This is a genomic window from Photorhabdus sp. CRCIA-P01, from assembly GCF_003545805.1.
Lineage (GTDB): Bacteria > Pseudomonadota > Gammaproteobacteria > Enterobacterales > Enterobacteriaceae > Photorhabdus > Photorhabdus antumapuensis.
On record NZ_NMQR01000024.1, the window covers coordinates 43,766 to 59,980 of the forward strand.

Sequence of the window (16,215 nt, forward strand, 5' to 3'; positions counted from 1 at the left end):
ATGATTGATGATTTAATTGGTTTAATTGGTTTAATTGGTTTAATTGGTTTAATTGGTTTAATAAGGTTTTAATCGTTGCTTTTACTACTCTTAATACCTGTTTTATATTAAGTTTAATCATCATGGTATATTGTGTTTCACGTTTAATCAACGTTAATTATACTTGCTTTTTATCTTTGTCAATGCTGTTTTACTGGCAATTTTAAACAGTTTTCATAAGTTACCCTCCTTTCTTTTATCTTCATAAATCAACCAGTAAATAGCTTGACGGTATAAATATGCCCCTTTATATTTTTTCGGATAATATTATTTTTTTCGCTGATTTATTTTCAATTTTCTGTTAATGGTTAATGGATTTCGATTAAATTTGATTAACGCCTTTTTAAAAAAACGCACTTATAGTTAAATCTGCCGCCGTCTTTTATACCTAATAGATTTCGAGTTGCAGCGCGGCGGCAAGTGAACGAATCCCCAGTCACATAGATAACTATGTGACTGGGGTGAGTGAAAGTAGCCAACAAAGCAGCAGCTTGAAAGATGAAGGGTATATTACCGGTATTAAAATCAAAGCCCATTTCTTTAATAGTTTTTAATACTGCTAAATGTTTTTGTGCTCTTTTTCTGCCAATCAGGTTTAATCAAAAGGCTTATCGGCTTTTTTTAACAATTATCTTTGATTTTTCGAAAGCCTCTTGTAATCATGCAAAAATGTAAAATCTTTTTTTGAGAAAACTTTTTAATGCGGCTAATCCTGTTAAATGTTTTTATATAATATTCCTGTTATTTGGTTAACCCAGTTATTTCGTCACCTTATTAATCAATTTAAAACCCATTTTTTCTGATGTTTTCTCTTTCAATGCCAGTATAGCATCGAATTTTTTACCCGATTTAAAAAATCTTTAATCATTGATTTTCACCTTTAATGATTAAAGTTTTATCTGTTTTTTCATAACACACTTACGCTTTTTTCCCGATTTTAAAACCACATTGACAGCCAATGGTTACATTTGAACAGCTTGAAAAGCTCGCCATCACTCTTGATAAATTGCCAGTCCAAGTAAAAAGAGCTTTTTTGCTGGCACAGCTACAAGGACTGCGTTATAGCGAAATAGCTAATCAACTTCAGGTTTCTTCCAGTTCAGTAAAACAGTATTTGCAACGAGCACATAACAAATGTAAAAAAATTCAAATTCTCACTTAAAATTCAAAAAACCGTGTTACATTCAAAATTGATTTCATTAAGAAATCATTAATAAAGTTAATTATTTTAATTTAACTATAATTGGATATTATGGAGAAAACGATGCGACACGGAATTACCGCTACAATCCTACTTTGCTGCTCTGCCAGCGCTTTCGCAACAACACCACAAATTATCGCTCATCGTGCTGGTACAGGCGATGCACCTGAAAATACCGAGTACGCAATTTCCAAATCCTTAGAAAATAAAGCCGATGCTATTTGGATCACTGTTCAGCTTTCAAAGGATGGTATTCCAGTACTCTATCGTCCATCAGACCTAAATAGCTTGACCAATAAAAGTGGACTCGTTTCTGGTTATAAAGCAAGTCAGTTGGCTAAATTTGATGCCGGTTACAAATTTGGCTCTGATAGTGATCATCCATTCCGTAATAAAGGGTTAGGTATTCCAACACTGGAACAAGTCTTAAAAAAATATCCAGATACTTTCTTCTATATTGATCTGAAATCACCGGATGCAGACCCAACACAGCAAGCCAAAACACTAGAAAAAGTACTGACCAAACAAAAAGCGCTTGCCCGTACCCGTTTCTATTCCACTAACGAAACTTACCTTAACGCATTGCCAACAACAATTCAGCGTTTTGAAAACCGTGATAAAACCCGCACCATGCTGGCAAATATCACAATGGCTCACCAATGTGACATCCCTACCAATACCGACACCGCTCGCTGGTATGGTTTGGAAATGCGCCGTAACGTAGAAGTTGTTGAGAAATATACTCTCGGTGAAGCACGTTCTAAATCAGTATTGTCATGGGATAAGGAAGCAATGAAGTGTTTCCGGGCTAAAGGTGGTGCAAACATCATTTTATTTGGCATTAAAACCAAAGAAGATTTCAAACAGGCTAAAGAGCTCGGTGCCGATGGTGTGCTGGTGGATTCTCCCAAGCTGTTCAGTGCCTTTAAAACAAAATAAGAATTGGCGATTCCCAGAAAAAAACTCCCCCAGTCATTATGTTGAAGGAACACTTTTCCCTATCAGATAAAACCCTATATAGACAGAACAAAACAGAACCCGCAATTTTTTGCGGGTTTTTGCTGCTGAGGCGCATTTTCCAAGTTCAAAATGAGATTTTCAGTAATCAACCCCCAATTTCTTTAAACGTGAGATCAATGTCGTTGGGTTCATTCCCAACAATTTTGCTGCACCGTCATCACCAAAAATTTTCCCTTTGCATTGTTTAACGGCAAGAGAGAGATTTTTAATTTCCAACTCTTTCAGCTGTTGCATGGTCAGCACGTCTTCGATTTGTTGAAGTTCATTGTAAATATTCTGGGGCGTAGTTTCATTTTGCGGTTGATCTTGTTCCAGCAAATATTTAAAGGAAACAGCGCCTTGTTTTGCGGTAATGAGTGCGCGTTCAATGACATTTTGCAGCTCACGGATATTGCCAGGCCAGTCATATTGCTGTAGCCCCAAAATATGCTTTTGTGAAAATGGTAGATAATTAATTTTACGCTTGTCACAAATCAACTTAGTAAAATGTGTAACCAAAAGTGGAATATCTTCTTTACGGTCACGTAAGGCAGGTGCATAAATCGGGAATACATTTAAACGGAAATACAGGTCTTCACGAAAGCATTTGTGTTTAACTTCTTCTTTTAAATTGCGGTTAGTGGCGGCAATAATCCGCACATCCACAAGCCGCGTTTTTTCTTCGCCGACCCGCTCAAAAGTGCCTTCTTGCAATACACGCAGCAGTTTACTTTGTAGCTCGATAGGAATTTCACCAATTTCATCTAAAAACAATGTGCCTTGGTCTGCCAATTCAAAACGCCCGACACGGTCACGCACAGCCCCAGTAAATGCACCTTTGACATGTCCGAAAAATTCACTTTCAAACAGTTCCGAAGGAATAGCGGCACAATTAACCCGAATAAGTGGTTGCTGTTTACGGTGACTGGATTGGTGAATGGCACGGGCAATCAGTTCTTTGCCTGTACCTGATTCACCATAAATCATCACGTTGGCATCAGTTGAGGCGACCACCTCGATTTTTTCAATAATCTGTAAAATGGATGCACTGCTGCCAATAATTTCATGATATTGATTTTCTTGTAAAATTTCTTCTTGCAGATATTCATTTTGCTGTTCCAGGCGGCTTTTTAAATCTTGCAGTTCTTCAAGAGCATGGGTCAGTTGCCTTTCGGTATTCAGCCGATCGGTAATATCGCGGAACACCACTACCGCGCCAATAATTTCACTGTCACGAATCACTGGGGTACTGGTAAATTCCACCGGAAAGCAACTGCCATCACGGCGCCAAAAAATTTCCTGAATACCTTCATGTACAATACCATCATGTACCGCCGCATAAATCGGGCACTCTTCTTCAGGATAGGGTTCGCCATTTTCATGAGTATGGTGATGAATCCTATGGATATTGTCACTCAATACATCTTCTGGTTGCAGTCCCAACATTTTAGCCCCGACAGGGTTAATAAAGGTACATAAGCCTTGTTTGTTAATACTGTAAATACCGTCACCGACTGAACTCAGTAATAAATGCTTGCCTGTGTCGGAGTCAATAAACAGTTCTTGCAAGGCTTGCGATTCTTTTAAACCTGTGCCAATGACTTTATCAGCATTTGTATTGAGTTGGCGCAGCTCTAAATCTTTGACATCCACCAGCGACCATATCAGCAAGGTTTTGTTTTTATAGGGCAATGAAATGGAAGTAATATCCAACTGGATTTTTTCACCATTTTTATCAAAGACATACAACTCATTGTTCCAGGCCCAACCTTTTGCCAAAGCGCCTTCGGTAAATGCCATAAGGTATGGCAGTTGTCTGAAATGACCAAAAATGGAAGTCACCGTTTTTTGAATAATTTCATGACGTTCATAGCGTAATAGTTGGGTGGCACTGATATTCACATCAATAAACTGGTTTTGATGTGGGTCTAGCACAATTAATGCCTGTGACGTGTGTTCAAATACCAACGGGCGAATCGAATCTTCAGAAACTACCCAGTCCGAGATAAAGTCAGTTGTATTCATACTATGAATTTTCATAATTTAAGTTATGGAATTTCATAATACTACGAAAAATCGTAACTGCCCAGCAGTTCAATTTATCTCCAAAAAAATATTTTTATAGAAATTAAATGTTATTTTTCAATTTGATAGTAATTAACCTCCGCCAAAAAGTATAACTTGGCACAACTCTCGCATTAATACAGTCAGACTAGACTACATGTTGGTTCATTCCCAAATAACATTGAACTAGGAGGCTGCTATGCCAAACATTGATATCGAACAATATAAAGATGGTGATTTTCTCGTTGATTATGAAGAAAAAGTGTTTGAGGAAGTCAAAGCCCTGCCAGGTGAAAAAGCATTGGTGACTTTCCATACTGTTGCATTTGAGGGATCAATTGGACTGGTCAATGTGTTACAGGCAAAACGTTTATTGCGCAAAGGCTTTGAAACCAAAATCTTGCTTTACGGCCCAGGCGTGCAGTTGGGTGTACAACGTGGTTTTCCAACTTTAGGGGCAGAAGCTTTTCCGGGTCTCTTAGCCGTCAATAATCAGTTGAAAGCCTTTATGGAAGAGGGTGGCGAAGTCTATGCTTGCCGTTTTGCATTGCAAGCGATGTATGGTCAAACCGAAAAAGCACTTATTCCAGGGATTCGTCCTATTAATCCACTGGATGTGATGGACTTAAAACTGCTAATGCGTCGTGACAATGCCTTAATCATTGATACTTGGACTGTCTAAGTAAACATAAACTATGAGGGGGATAAGGTTATGAACCGAATAATTAAAGCTGCCGCAGTACAATGTAGCCCAGTGCTTTATAGTCAAGCCGCCACGGTAAAAAAAATCTGTGACATTATTTTAGAGCTTGGAAAACAAGGAGTACAATTTGCAGTCTTTCCTGAAACCGTCGTGCCTTATTACCCTTATTTTTCCTTCGTACAACCGCCATTCGCCATGGGTAAAGAACATTTAAAACTGTTGAATGAATCGGTGGTTGTACCTTCCGAGGCAACCTTAGCAATTGGTCAAGCCTGTCTTGAGGCCAGCATGGTGGTGTCGATTGGCATTAATGAACGTGCGGGCAGTACAATTTATAACGCCCAACTGTTATTTGATGCCGATGGTTCAATCATTCAGCATCGCCGCAAAATTACCCCAACTTACCATGAACGCATGGTGTGGGGGCAAGGTGATGGCAATGGTTTACGTGCCATTAATTCTGCGGTGGGACGTATTGGGTCGCTGGCATGTTGGGAACATTACAACCCGTTGGCACGTTTTGCCTTAATGGCAGATGGTGAGCAAATTCATGCTTCCATGTTTCCTGGTTCGTTGGTAGGACAAGTCTTTGCCGATCAAATCAACGCAACCATTCAACACCATGCTTTAGAGTCTGGCTGTTTTGTGGTCAATGCCACCGCATGGCTGCATCCCGAACAACAACAACAAATTATGCAGGATACTGGCTGTGAGATCGGTCCAATTTCAGGAGGATGTTTTACCGCCATTGTTTCCCCCGAAGGCAAGTTCCTGGCTAAACCGATCACGCAAGGTGAAGGTTATTGCATTGCCGATCTGGATTTCAGCCTGATTGATAAACGCAAACGCATGATGGATTCGATTGGGCATTACAGTCGTCCTGAATTGCTCAGTTTATTGATTGATCGTCGTCCAACACAGGTATTACACGAACTGAAAGTTGAACCATCCGATCAAAGTCATCCCGAAAAGCGCTCAAAATTTAATGAAGAACATGTCGAAACCGTATTGATGTAAACCCAATCGATAGGGGGTAAAAATGTCTGCAATACAACTATTGACCGATTTGCAATGTAATGGTCTGAAATGGGAAGGCGATTTTGGCTTATCCCGTAGAGGTGGCGCCGGGCCAAGCGATCATAAGGCGCTAAGCCTTGACGGGCAGACCATGATGATTCCTGTGCTGAACCTTGCAGCACAAGATTCTCCCTATACCGCAAAGCCTGAACCGCACTCTGACAAGGTGATCGTCTTTAAAAACCGGATTCCGGTGGCGACCTTAACTGCGCCTGCACGACCCCGTTTTTATGATTTAAAAACCGCCGAAGGCATTGCCTATGAACAAATTGCGACCTTACATAGCCATGATGTGTTGGCGACAACGGTGTTACAGCATTGCATTCGTATGAAGGACAAGGCAACTGCATGCCAATTTTGCTCGATTGATCAGTCTCTAAAAGAGAGTCGAACCTTGATCCGTAAACGCCCGGATCAATTGGCGGAGGTCGCAAAAGCCGCCGTTGAACTGGATGGTGTCAAGCAAATGGTGATCACCACCGGTACGCCAAATACGGGAGATCGTGGGGCAAAAATTTTATATGACTCAGTTAAAGCAATTAAGGCGCAAGTAGATTTGCCGATACAGGTACAGTGCGAACCACCCGATGATTTTGCCTGGTTTCAACGTTTAAAAGATGCAGGCGCTGTGTCGATTGGGATGCACCTTGAGGCAGTGAGCGAGCGTATACGGCAGAAAATTATGCCGGGCAAAGCCGAAGTCTCGTTGGAAAAATATTTTGCGGCATTTGAGGCAGCCGTTGCGGTGTTCGGTCGGGGACAGGTCAGTACCTACATTTTGGCCGGTTTGGGTGACACCGAACTGGAAATCGTGGAGATGACCGCCAAACTGACGGAAATTGGCGTGTATCCATTTGTGGTGCCATTTGTACCGATCCAAGGTACGCCATTAGAGCATCATCCTAAACCTGATCACGCTTTTATGCAGTCGCTCTATCCGAAAGTTGGACAGCAACTTAAACAACATGGTTTGCACTCGGAAAAGACTCAAGCCGGCTGTGCCAAATGTGGCGCTTGCTCTTCGCTGAAAGCGTATGAATAAGGAGAATGTGATATGGAACTTTCTCACTATCCTTGGCTGCTTGAGCTAAATGATGGGCTGAAACCATTTGTTAGCGATGACATTGCCATCAAAATTGTGTCGGAAGATTGGGAGCGTCGCCAATATTATCGTCTGCGTGAAGTAACCTTTCGCGATGAACAAAAAATCTTGCAAGAAGATCGTGACGAGCACGATGTTGAAGCATTAGGCATTGTTGCCATTGGGAAAATGTTTGGTGAGCATGACCGGGTGATTGGTGCAGTGCGGATTTTCCCTGATGGCGAACAGACATGGTATGGCGGGCGTTTATGCGTAGAGCCTTTATATCGACGTCGCCATACCATTGGTAAAGCATTAATCAATACTGCGGTATCGACCGCCAAGAACTTGGGATGCCGTACTTTTTTAGCCACTGTGCAAAGTCAAAATGAACGCTATTTCAAAAGGTTATGTTGGGATAGTTTGCGTCAGTTGACCGTTGCCAATATTCCACATGTGTTGATGCAGGCACGGATTGAAAACTATCCTTTACAGCATATCCCGCTGCAAGCCTATATGCAGAAGGAGGCGCAATGATGGAACTCAATCAACTACTCGACATGTTAAAACAGACACCCGCAATGCAATCCAAGCAGGCGATTGCTCACACGGTTTCAGTCAATACAACTTGCCCTGTGGATTCATTGGATAGCTTATATGCCTATCCCGGAGATGACACGGCAGCACTGCCGCTAAATGGTCAATATGTGTTGCACGCCTGTGAAGGCATGCTACCTAGTTTTGTGACCAATCACCCTTATTTTGCCGGATGGTCAGCGGTGATGGCGAACATTAGTGATATTGCCGCCATGGGTGGCCGGGCATTGTCCGTAGTAAATAGTTTTTGGCATACCAGTAGCGAACATGCCCAGTTGTTAATGCAAGGTATGCAAGATGCTTGTCGTGCTTATGATGTGCCATTGGTCGGTGGGCATACCAATCTTGCCGTCGTTTATCAGCCCACTTTATCCGTTGCGATTCAAGGCATAGCGCGAAAATTACTCTCGGTGTTGCATGTCAAACCACAACAAAAAATTCTGATTGCGTTAAATTTGCAAGGGCAATTCCACGCCAATACCACTTATTGGAAATGCTTTGAACGGGTGCCTGACCACATTTTACAGTCACAAATTGCCTTATTGCCTCAATTGGCAGAGGCAAATCGGGTTCATGCCGCCCGTGATATTAGCAATGCCGGCATTTTAGGCAGTTTGTTGATGCTGCTCGAAGCTACGGCATCGGGGGCACATATCAACTTAGACGCCATTCCTAAACCTGACGATGTGGACTGGTTTAAATGGCTACAAATTTTCCCCAGTTTTGGTTTTTTACTGACTGCCGATGCAAATGAATGTGAAGAAATTATCGAGCTGTTTCACTGTCAGAACATTGCCTGCGCGGTGATTGGTGAAACCAATGTCAGTGGTGAGATTGCCGTGCAGCAACAGCAGCAATACGACATATTTTGGGATTTTAACAACCGAATGTTTACCGGTTTTTGTTATGCCGACGTTTTAACAAAGTTACAGACTCAATCCATACAGATTGAGGCTAAAAATCAGCAGGAGTCGATGTTATGCCCAGTGTGAATTTTACCGTGAAATGGCCTGATGGGAAGCTGATTCAATATTACTCACCCTCAACGGTGATTTATGAATATCTGTCCATTGGTCAACGTTACCCAAGTACGCAGTTCTTACATCAAGTTGAAAATGGCCTGAATGCCGCATCGGAAAGAGTACAGGCACGTTATGGCTTTGTCTGTAGTTCGGCCATGGATACTCTGGCAATGATCAAACGCCAAGCCAAATTCTTCGGGCCAAGCCCGGAAGATCAAATTGAAGTTATTGAAATGACGAATCAATGAGAGGGATGTTCCATGTTAAATATCCAAAATCAAATGTTACAGCCACATTATGATGTGGTGATTATTGGTGGTGGTCAGGCAGGTTTATCTATCAGCCATTATTTGCAAAAAGCAGGCATTGACCATGTGGTATTGGAAAAAGAATCCGAGTTAACCCATAGCTGGCGCCGTAAACGTTGGGATAATTTTACCTTGGTGACACCGAACTGGCAGTGTCTATTACCTGAACATCCTTATCAGGGAAAAGATCCTGACGGCTTTATGACTAAGCCTGAGATTGAGGCGTATCTTGATGAGTTTATTGAAAAAACAAATCCTCCTGCCATTTTAAATATTCAGGTAGAACAGGTGAAAAAAGTGGCAGCGCATGAGTTTGTCATTAAAACCAATCACGGTACCACTACAGCCAAACAGCTTGTCATTGCCGCAGGTGGGTATCACACTCCGATTTATCCAAAACTAAGCGATGCCTTGCCTAAGCATGTGAAAGTGATGCATTCGGAAGAGTATTTAAATGCGGATCAACTGCCTGAAGGAGCGGTGTTGGTGGTCGGGTCAGGGCAGTCTGGTGCACAGATTGCCGAAGATTTACATCTGGCAGGCAAAAAAGTCTATCTATCGACGGGCAATGCACCACGTTGCGCCCGATTTTATCGCGGTAAAGATGTGGTGAAATGGCTGTTTGATATGGGTTATTACGAAACTACTGTCAACAATCATCGTTATAGTGAAGAAGTACGTAACAGCACCAACCACTATGTCACAGGGCGTGACGGCGGGCGTGATATTGACCTGCGTAAATTTGCCTTAGAAGGTATGCAACTGTTCGGACATTTTGATGACTTTAAAGAGAGTCAATTCTGGTTTAGTCCAAATTTATCAGAAAACCTGGACCGTGCCGATGACACTTATAATCGCATTAATGCCTCGATTGATGAGTATTTAGAGAAAAACAGTATTGCAACCGATGAACCTGCATCGGTTTATCAACCTGTTTGGCAGCCTGAGCAGGAAATCACCCACATTGATTTAGCAAAAGAAAATATTACTTCCGTGATTTGGTGTATTGGTTTTAGACCAGATTATTCATGGCTTGATTTAGATATTTTTCAAGCCAATGGTTATCCAAAACATGACCGAGGTATTACCCTCGATCCGAATGTCACATTTATTGGTTTGCCATGGTTATATACATGGGGTTCTGGACGTTTTCTGGGGATTAATCAGGATGCCGCCTATGTGGTGCAGCATATTGAGCAACAAATAAGTCAGCAAAATATACCTATATTACCTACTTTAATTAAAGGTGCTAAATCTGAAATCAAAGATAAGCGAATATCTCAAATGTGAGATTCCTAATTTCACCTGACGGAATATTTTTAAACTCTTATTTTTTTCAATAAGAGTCTCATAAGGCATTTTACTTTTCAAATCACCATGTGGTTTGTCGTCGTTGTAAAATGCCTCCCATCCAACCCATTTGAATAGTGAATTTTAAACCGATAATACTTATAAGGGAGTTTTTTAGATACTTATAGCATAGGCGTTATTGAAAATATTTTACGGATAATGGCAGGTTTCAGTTTTCTTTTTAACGAATTTTACGTTTCATAAAATACAGTTTCATTCTTAGCAATGAAATTGTGAAAAAAACCAAATGCCAAATAAAAAACCAGTATTTTGTCAGCACGTGTGGTTTTAAAATCTAGAAAAAAATCAAGCATATCATTAATCAAAATCAGTGTTGCAAAAACGGGGATGACCATAGATTTTATGTTCTCGAGCTGGACTGGTTGCGTTATGGCGGCAAATCATTATTCACCATTGTGTTGAACCTGGCGGCGATTGTTCGGAATACACCCGAGGTTATCCGGGCCCGTGAACGTCTCTATGTACCAAACAAACTGGGGAATATCAGATAAGTCATGTTTGAAAGTAATCATTGTTGATTGCTTTGTTTTGATGGAGTAAAGTCATCGTATATGATTACAAGGATGCTGATATGAAATTTACCGTAACGGTAATTGGCGCCGCCCGTAAGGAGTTAGGGAAACTTCCTGTAGGGTTACAGGTCACGCTTGTTGATGCAATGGAAGAACTCGAAAATTCAGGACCGGAGCTCAGGGAACCAAGAGTGAGGGATGTAGGCAATGGACTGAAAGAGTTGAGAGTAAGTGCCCGTGAAGGTATTGCGCGTGGATTTTTCTTCTTTCATACGGGCAGACAAATTTTTGTAGTACATGTTCTGCAGAAAAAGACCCAGAAGACACCTAAAACGTCACTGGAACTGGAACTGTCCCGGGAACGAATGAAAGTGGTAAAGAGGATGCTGGAATGAAAATGAACAGAGATGATTACGATTTCGTTACGCTGTCTGATGTTAAGGCTGAGCTCCTGGCAACAACTGAAGGGCTGGAGGCATGGGATGATCTTCAGGCTCGCAAGGCTCTTGTCCAGCAACTCAAACTGGCGCGCAAAGCCTGCAAAATGACTCAGGAAGATGTTGCCTGTCGGATGGGAACCCAGAAACAGAATATCAGCCGACTGGAAAGAGGGGAGGTTGATCCTCAGTTGGGAACACTCAATCGCTATGCTGCTATTTTAGGCGGACGATTTGTTTTTCAGGCCGGTTGAATTCACTCACATGCTGGTAAGAGCAACCTGGTGGTTGCTCTCAGACCGCTGACAAACCTCGCTGAAAATCACGAGGCGTGTTTCTTTCATGATGAAGGATCATGCCACCCATTTTCTCATTTATCCGGTTTTATCACCCCGCAGGGGAGTATTTTGGCTCCTGCTGCATTGACTCTACTCGCCCTCCAGAGATAAAAATAACATAGCATTGCGACCAGCAAGGCTATCTTCTTGATATTTTAGGCCGTTGCCGCCAAAAGACACTTATTTGCACTTTCAGCAACCCCCGAAAACGGGCATAATGGTGCCCATGATGCTGCTTCGCATCCGCAAAACTGCGTTCTATCGTCTCCTTTCGCCGTTTGTAGGTCTTTTTACCCCACAGCGTTAGCCGGTTTTCCCTGGCCTGCTCTTTACTGTCCTCCCAGACATGACGGGTGATCGTTTTGCCCCCTTTGGCCTGCGTACAAGACGCGCGTTTCGGGCAATACTCGCAGATATCCATCGCAGCTTGATAATGCCGGTATCCCTCCCGACCGGTCGTTTTATAAATCAACTTTTCTCCCTGGGGACACACATAGCAGTCCTGCTGGAGAGCATCCCGTTTGCAAGACAAAAATATGAAATTATATTAAAACATTTAATAGGGTTAACCTCATGACGGAAAAAGAACAATAATGTTTAACAGAATTAAAACCATAATGATTAGATTTAATAAACAAAATTTAAAGCATTTTTTCATTTTCACACTTATATATTCATTCCCGTCTTGTCAGGTTAAATCAGATTTTGGGGCTTCGTTCTGTTACTCAGTTTTAAGCATTATAGAAATCCGAGCTTTTAAAAGGGCTTAAGTCTAAGGGATGATTTGAGCCATTATGATGCAGGAATAAAACGGCTGACACATTGCTCTTATCCAGCATTTTGCTATTATGCAACCGATGTGGCTTTTTTTTACACAATGATGTTATACTCAAATTGAAAACTCCATCCGTTAAATACCGATGTAACGATTTTTGATTTTAAGAATATTAAAGGAAACTTCACAATGACATATAAAAGATACAGGCCCTCTTGGGAAGGCTATATGGGGGATTTTCTAAGAGATCATGTTGGGATTAATCAGTTAAAACCTGAACACCCGTTCTTTGATGCTATTGGTCTTGAGAAACAGTTAAACGAGAATACAACATACTATTGCGCTACTGTCCTTAGAGGAAGCGAAAAATGTTTTAGAGGATATTGATTCTCCAAAACCAAAAAGCCCATTTATAAAGAAAGTGTTTTCGATTTCCGATCCTATATCACCCTATGCAGGTAATATACGTGACGCTTTTGACTTTGTAAACGTAGTAGGAGAATTTAAAAGAATAGGAATTAAAGCCACAGAATATGTTGGTAAAAATGGGCAAAGATATATCAAAATCTCAGGTCATGCGGGGCTTAGAAAAATCATCACCGCTTCAAGATACAGCGCTTCTAACATGAAGATGATATCTATGGGGATAGAGCAACAAGGAATAAATAGTGGCATAATTCAATATATTATTTTCCTCAGCTTATCGAGCGGTTGAATACATCTTTAAGGATGAATACACACTGGCTGATTTCTTAGGCAATATTGCAGTAGATCTGGCTAAGGCGGCAGTAGCGGCTTTTGCTTCTTGGGTTATAGGAACTGTCCTTTCAGCTTTCTTTGTAACAGGTGGTAGTGTAATTGCTGTGGCTGGTATTATGCTTGCTATAGGTGTTTTAGCGGTATCTATACTTGATTCATTAGATAAAAAATTTAAAATTAGTAAAATTGTGATTAATTTAGTCAAAAAAGAAATAGAAAGAAAACCAAGAACACCAGAAGCTGATTTCAAACAATTTCTTCATAACTGGGGGAATTATGGTAAATAAAAAATAGCTTATACATACCCGATTAAACTTGCTTTACACTGTTTTAATCGGTCACATTTAAATGCACTAGACCAAATTTGATCTGACATCCATTCTTGATCGCTGTCAGCTTAGCTAAACGTGGTTTCGTATACGCTTTAATAGCTCTGCATACTCAGACTCACTTGCCCAAATCTTGATGATTTTTGTTCTATCTGATATAACTTGTTCCACCTCAAAATATGACGTCATTTTGTCACAACCATTGACTTTTGTTAAAATGTTGTTAAATTAATCAATGAAGAAAATTTAGCATTTCACCAAATAATATGTTCTGCCATCTCCAATAAGTAGTGCAAGTGAGTAGTAGATATCTATAATGAACTAATAATTAAGAAATAATAACCGCAATGCGGTAGGAGTAAGACTTATGGCCACATTCGCAAATGAAAGAATCACCACAAGGGTGAGTTCAGAGACTAAAGAGTTACTCGAAAGAGCGTTATCATTATCAGGGTATGCAAGCCTGAATAGTTTTATTGCAAATGCTGCTGTAGCAGAGGCAAAAAGACTTATTGAACAAAATATGCGTATTCGATTGTGTCAAGAAGATGCATTGGCGTTTGTTCATGCATTGGAAAAACCAATCAAGGTAAATGAACGTTTCCTTCGTGCTGCTCGTAGACATAAAGACACAATAACAAATGAAGATTGAACGTTTAGATAAAAACAAACACGACAGAAATAATTTTGACTGTGGTGAACCCGCGCTAAACAACTACTTGAAAGCAGTATCGGGACAGCATGATAAAAAGGACTTATCAAGAACATTCGTCCTTACAAGTAGCCAAAATGGATCTCAAATAAAGGGATACTATTCCCTAGCACTATGTACGGTAGAACTAGACGAACTACCAGAAAAAATATCGAAAAAGTACCCTTCAACACTACATTACGCACTTATTGGTCGCCTGGCTATAAGTAAGTCATTTCAACGCCAAGGATTTGGTGAAATCTTACTTATAGATGCAATTCGAAAAGCTATGGAGTCGTCAAAATCTATTCCCACCCCGATGATTATCGTCGATGCTAAGAACGACATAGCCAAAAAACTGTATATGAATGTAGGATTTGAGGAGTTTCCTCAGACAAAGAGTAAACTGTTCATGCCTATGACTGTTGCAATAGAAATGATAAAAAGGGTAGATGCGATGTAACATGTCGCTACTTTTCAAATCATTTTCGTGCCTTGTTAACGCTTAAATAGCCATTCAATCCACTTTTTATATCCATCTCCCCCCCAAATACTAAAAGTTCGCTCTGCTCTCAATTAGCATTCAGGAAGGAGAATTCCATAGATTTGTTAAACTCAGATAATCCGATGCTTCTCTAACTGAACCTGCCGGGCTGCTTCACGCGCCATTCGTTTCCTACGGGCATCACAAGGTTCTGGGCAATCACATACTTTCTCAACGCCAATACTGCTTAAACCACCACAGCTCCCTTGTATGCTCTTACGTTTAATCATGTAACCTAACGACATTCCCGCAAAAACCAGCAGGAAAAAGATGAAGGTTGCAATAAATACTGTCAACACGCCCTTCTTCTCCTCTCATTGATTTTTCTGTAAGTATGGCTCAAAGGCTTTACTGTAACGCTCTTCAAAACCATTTTTTGTTTTTACAATCATAAAAACCGGGATATTCAAGCTTTCTGCAACTTTCAATCCTTTTTCCGGCCCTAACACATTCAACCCGGTAGAAAGCCCATCAGCACTCATACAAACCGGCGCAACTACAGTAATAGAAACCAGATTATGCGAAATAGGATCACCTGTTTTTGGATCAATCGTGTGTGAATAACGCACACCATCTTGTTCAAAATAGTTACGGTAATCGCCAGAAGTGGCAATCGACATATTTCCAGGCGTTATCACTTCCTGAGCACTTTGTTCCATTCCGGTATCAGAAGGCTTTTCAATCGCAATCCGCCACGGCAGATCTTTGCCGTTATGGCCTGATGTACGAACTTCACCGCCAATATCAACCATATAATCGTTGATATTCTGCGATTCCAGATATTCAGCAACAACATCTACACCATGACCTTTAGCGATAGATGACAAATCGACATACAGCTCCGGCACCGTTTTAATCAGATTATTGCCTTCCACCGCCAGTTTCTCAATCCCCGTCCATTCACGACGTTTTTCCAGTTCACTTTCAGAAGGCGCTTTCGTCACACGGCCTTCAGGGCCAAAACCCCATAAATTCACCAACGGCCCCACCGTTACATCCAATGCACCATCCGTTAATCTATTAATATGGATCGCTTCTTTGACCACTTTTGCTGTCGCCGGCGATACAGGGAATGGCTTATTAATTTCACGACTTTGATTAAAACGACTCAATTCAGAATCAGGGCGATAAGTTGACATCTGGTCGTTAACCTCTTCCAGCAGGCGATCAATCTCTTTTTGCAAAATCTCTGGCGAGGGGGCCGACGAGCCAGTGACAAATTTAATGGAGTAATAAGTCCCCATCGTTTTCCCATGAATATTTTTCTGCTCCTGACCATCACATGCAGCCAACAGCAACACTGCAAACATTAACGCTATCCAGCTACCTATCTTTTTACGCACAATGCATTACCTTTCTGAACCACCA

At 41.1% G+C, this 16,215-nt stretch carries 19 protein-coding genes and 1 pseudogene; 16 read left to right on the forward strand and 4 right to left on the reverse strand.

Going from position 1 to position 16,215, the window contains the following annotated elements:
* Positions 1 to 997 precede the first annotated feature (997 nt).
* A complete protein-coding gene (locus D3222_RS14825) occupies positions 998 to 1,201 on the forward strand; it encodes a sigma factor-like helix-turn-helix DNA-binding protein (RefSeq protein WP_232832537.1) in 204 nt (67 codons plus the stop codon).
* Positions 1,202 to 1,303: 102 nt separating this feature from the next.
* On the forward strand, positions 1,304 to 2,179 hold the full coding sequence (locus D3222_RS14830; protein ID WP_198672822.1) for a glycerophosphodiester phosphodiesterase family protein: 876 nt from the start codon (positions 1,304 to 1,306) through the stop codon (positions 2,177 to 2,179).
* A 159-nt stretch (positions 2,180 to 2,338) separates the two neighbouring features.
* Here D3222_RS14830 and D3222_RS14835 read toward each other — a convergent pair whose 3' ends face one another.
* Positions 2,339 to 4,264, reverse strand: coding sequence for a sigma 54-interacting transcriptional regulator (locus tag D3222_RS14835; protein ID WP_198672823.1), 1,926 nt, complete (start codon positions 4,262 to 4,264; stop codon positions 2,339 to 2,341).
* Between the two features lie 238 nt (positions 4,265 to 4,502).
* Here D3222_RS14835 and D3222_RS14840 point away from each other — a divergent pair, with 238 nt between their 5' ends.
* The 9 genes from D3222_RS14840 (at position 4,503) to D3222_RS14885 (ending at position 11,665) form a co-directional block, all read left to right on the forward strand.
* Positions 4,503 to 4,985, forward strand: coding sequence for an MSMEG_0572/Sll0783 family nitrogen starvation response protein (locus D3222_RS14840; protein WP_118986837.1), 483 nt, complete (start codon positions 4,503 to 4,505; stop codon positions 4,983 to 4,985).
* A gap of 30 nt (positions 4,986 to 5,015) precedes the next feature.
* The gene (locus D3222_RS14845) at positions 5,016 to 6,023 is read left to right on the forward strand and encodes a Nit6803 family nitrilase (RefSeq protein WP_118986838.1); all 1,008 of its coding nucleotides are present in this window, start codon (positions 5,016 to 5,018) and stop codon (positions 6,021 to 6,023) included.
* A 22-nt stretch (positions 6,024 to 6,045) separates the two neighbouring features.
* Positions 6,046 to 7,125, forward strand: coding sequence for an MSMEG_0568 family radical SAM protein (locus D3222_RS14850; protein WP_118986839.1), 1,080 nt, complete (start codon positions 6,046 to 6,048; stop codon positions 7,123 to 7,125).
* A 12-nt stretch (positions 7,126 to 7,137) separates the two neighbouring features.
* On the forward strand, positions 7,138 to 7,701 hold the full coding sequence (locus D3222_RS14855) for an MSMEG_0567/Sll0786 family nitrogen starvation N-acetyltransferase (RefSeq protein WP_118986840.1): 564 nt from the start codon (positions 7,138 to 7,140) through the stop codon (positions 7,699 to 7,701).
* Entirely contained in the window at positions 7,698 to 8,753 is a 1,056-nt protein-coding gene (locus D3222_RS14860; RefSeq protein WP_118986841.1) for a sll0787 family AIR synthase-like protein, read from the forward strand. The genes D3222_RS14855 and D3222_RS14860 overlap by 4 nt, the downstream gene beginning before the upstream one ends.
* Positions 8,741 to 9,031 carry an MSMEG_0570 family nitrogen starvation response protein gene (locus tag D3222_RS14865; protein WP_118986842.1) on the forward strand — a complete coding sequence of 97 codons (291 nt, stop codon included), beginning with the start codon at positions 8,741 to 8,743 and terminating at the stop codon, positions 9,029 to 9,031. The genes D3222_RS14860 and D3222_RS14865 overlap by 13 nt, the downstream gene beginning before the upstream one ends.
* 12 nt (positions 9,032 to 9,043) lie before the next feature.
* Entirely contained in the window at positions 9,044 to 10,381 is a 1,338-nt protein-coding gene (locus tag D3222_RS14870; RefSeq protein WP_118986843.1) for an MSMEG_0569 family flavin-dependent oxidoreductase, read from the forward strand.
* Positions 10,382 to 11,033: 652 nt separating this feature from the next.
* Complete coding sequence (locus D3222_RS14880) at positions 11,034 to 11,369, forward strand: type II toxin-antitoxin system RelE/ParE family toxin (RefSeq protein WP_118986845.1); 336 nt, start codon at positions 11,034 to 11,036, stop codon at positions 11,367 to 11,369.
* Between the two features lie 2 nt (positions 11,370 to 11,371).
* Positions 11,372 to 11,665: a helix-turn-helix domain-containing protein gene (locus D3222_RS14885; protein WP_118986868.1), complete on the forward strand. Its 294-nt coding sequence runs from the start codon at positions 11,372 to 11,374 to the stop codon at positions 11,663 to 11,665.
* 116 nt (positions 11,666 to 11,781) lie between these two features.
* Here the strand turns inward: D3222_RS14885 and D3222_RS14890 are convergent.
* A pseudogene (locus D3222_RS14890) lies at positions 11,782 to 12,254 on the reverse strand (transposase); the annotation flags it as partial.
* A 459-nt stretch (positions 12,255 to 12,713) separates the two neighbouring features.
* Between D3222_RS14890 and D3222_RS26775 the strand changes: the two are divergent.
* From D3222_RS26775 to D3222_RS14905, 5 genes are all read left to right on the forward strand, one after another.
* Complete coding sequence (locus D3222_RS26775) at positions 12,714 to 12,911, forward strand: hypothetical protein (RefSeq protein WP_198672824.1); 198 nt, start codon at positions 12,714 to 12,716, stop codon at positions 12,909 to 12,911.
* Between the two features lie 34 nt (positions 12,912 to 12,945).
* A complete protein-coding gene (locus tag D3222_RS26780) occupies positions 12,946 to 13,239 on the forward strand; it encodes a hypothetical protein (RefSeq protein WP_338089237.1) in 294 nt (97 codons plus the stop codon).
* Between the two features lie 148 nt (positions 13,240 to 13,387).
* Positions 13,388 to 13,570: a hypothetical protein gene (locus tag D3222_RS26785; RefSeq protein ID WP_339367469.1), complete on the forward strand. Its 183-nt coding sequence runs from the start codon at positions 13,388 to 13,390 to the stop codon at positions 13,568 to 13,570.
* A 409-nt stretch (positions 13,571 to 13,979) separates the two neighbouring features.
* Positions 13,980 to 14,264, forward strand: a complete 285-nt coding sequence (locus tag D3222_RS14900) for a type II toxin-antitoxin system TacA family antitoxin (RefSeq protein WP_118986846.1) — start codon at positions 13,980 to 13,982, stop codon at positions 14,262 to 14,264.
* On the forward strand, positions 14,254 to 14,766 hold the full coding sequence (locus D3222_RS14905; RefSeq protein WP_118986847.1) for a GNAT family N-acetyltransferase: 513 nt from the start codon (positions 14,254 to 14,256) through the stop codon (positions 14,764 to 14,766). The genes D3222_RS14900 and D3222_RS14905 overlap by 11 nt, the downstream gene beginning before the upstream one ends.
* Positions 14,767 to 14,918: 152 nt before the next feature.
* On the opposite strand, the gene nqrM is transcribed toward D3222_RS14905, so the two are convergent.
* Positions 14,919 to 15,146 (reverse strand): (Na+)-NQR maturation NqrM, encoded by a 228-nt coding sequence (gene nqrM / locus D3222_RS14910; protein ID WP_118986848.1) that lies wholly within the window; start codon positions 15,144 to 15,146, stop codon positions 14,919 to 14,921.
* Between the two features lie 15 nt (positions 15,147 to 15,161).
* Positions 15,162 to 16,157, reverse strand: coding sequence for an FAD:protein FMN transferase (locus D3222_RS14915; protein ID WP_369973523.1), 996 nt, complete (start codon positions 16,155 to 16,157; stop codon positions 15,162 to 15,164).
* Positions 16,158 to 16,215 lie beyond the last annotated feature (58 nt).